Annotated in this window: 1 protein-coding gene and 1 pseudogene; both read right to left on the bottom strand. The window is 31.8% G+C overall.

The features are described from left to right. On the bottom strand, positions 1-1344 hold a 1344-nt coding region (locus tag ACOI1D_RS21395; RefSeq protein ID WP_422504217.1), incomplete at its 3' end, for a hypothetical protein. Between the two features lie 143 nt (positions 1345-1487). Continuing rightward, positions 1488-2060: pseudogene (locus tag ACOI1D_RS21400) on the bottom strand (ATP-binding protein); the annotation flags it as partial.

Consider the following 2060-nt stretch of genomic DNA (forward strand, 5'->3'; position numbering starts at 1 on the left):
ATATATCTTTTTAGGGCCCCTTCTTTTTATTACAGTGTTGTTTGGACAATTCAATTCCATAGAAAGTGAAGAAATTGTCCTAGTACTTCTTAAATATAAAAAATACTTCTCGTCCAGCTCTATAGGCGGTTTAATCATCACTTTAGCTAGGTAATCAAAGCTATCAATGTAACCCCAATTAAACTTATTACCATTAAAAAAATCATTGGCCGCGGTTAAACATCTTTTAAAATCGGCTAATATGTACTCTCCTACAAACCGGTTCATTTTCCAGTGGAATACTGCTCTTTTACCAGTTCTCTCTTCTCTTCTCACCTTACTATAAATTTCATCGATCAATTCATGACCATTTTTGATTGGATAACCATTATCGGTATAATGTTTTCGATTAATTGGAGGCATACCATAATTGTCAACATGTTTTGTGCTTTTAAAACCCTGTAATCTACTTCTCCATAAAGTATACGCAATGGCAAATGGACAGACGTCATTTTTCGATAAATCATCACTATATCTTGTAAATTGATTTATACAACCAATATGTTTTTTTAGAACCGTTTTTCGTAAATGCCTTGCTATAGAGTTAAATAGTTGATTACAAAAATATATTGATTCTTTATCTAGGCTATCTAAATAAAATTTTCTTAAATAGAGTAAATCATATCTTCCACTTTTATTTGTACGATTTAATATTTTTTGATGAATAGAATGCATTTGATTAATCTTATCTTGTGCAGATATTATTAGCCCTTTTTTATCCGAAAAAGTAAGTAAGTCTATTAAATCATATTTAAAGTCATCATCCTGGTATTTACTATCTGATTTTAATGCTTCTAAAAAGAAGAGAGAATTTAACGGAAGTTGAGGTGCGCTCTTGCTAAAATTCAGCCACTTGTAGACATTATAATCTTTTATATGGAGAGTATTGTATGTATTAATGCGACGATCTAATTGAGCAAAATTATACCCACAAATACAAACAAATGGCGATCTAAAATATTGATCATCTAGGTCATACGGTACTTTTCGGTTACAATTTGGACATGAATTTTTGAGTGGGACATAATGGAATGGACATTTATGAATAAATAAAAATTGATGCAATAAAGAATGAAAAGCGTTTGACATACATACTGGACAAAAAGTTAAGTAATCACGCATAAAGTGAAGATTTAAATAACCCTGCTTGGAGTCTCTAGCATCAATCAAAGGTTTTAAAATACTGATTAGAAACTCATCGTTTTCCTTCTTCAAAGGGATTTGTAACGCTTTTCCTAGTAAATTAGCGTCAAACCCTGATAGTCTATAAAGGTTGTTATATTTCATTCCATTTTCTCTACCCAAAACATCGTATAAGTTGGATGTGCTTAAACAATTAGCGTGTTGAAATTTTTTTAATATACTCCATGGGGATTCGTATTTTGATATCCAGTTTTTGTTCCATGTATAAGAATAATTTTGAGATTGTCTGTTTGAGAATAATAATTTTAGTTGGTTGATGATTGAATCACCTCTGCATTTACATATCCAGACTCAATGATAGCCTCGCACCACATACTAGTAGTTGGCCATTCCGCAATACCTTCATTTGCACCGTATTTCTTTAACACATAATTTATTATCGCTATTATATAATGCATTGGTATTTCTAGGGCAGTTTTAATGCCTGCTTCCGTCCTAACTATTTGGATACACTGCCATATATTATCGGTCTCATTTTCTAAGCGGTATCCTTGTTCATATCCAACTGGAAAAAAGAAGCGTGTATATGTCCAACCACTGTTCTCAGGGTATTCAGTTACTTGGTCATAAGAAGCTAATAAATAGGCCAATTCTTCTTTTTTTCGAAGTCCATAGAACTTGTTTTCCTGAATCATAAATCTACCAACTATTTGTTTATCGGTAGTTAAATATATATTTCTTCTGTGAGATAGTTCACTTTGACCTACTAATATAGTAGTTAAGGTTATTCCATAGCTGTCTAATTCATTAAAGATATCCATCAGCCATTCATATTCAATTGAAGATAGTCGCTGAGCGTCATCAACAAACATTACTAC

It is taken from the genome of Virgibacillus sp. DJP39, assembly GCF_049310925.1.
Classification (GTDB): domain Bacteria; phylum Bacillota; class Bacilli; order Bacillales; family Amphibacillaceae; genus Virgibacillus_F.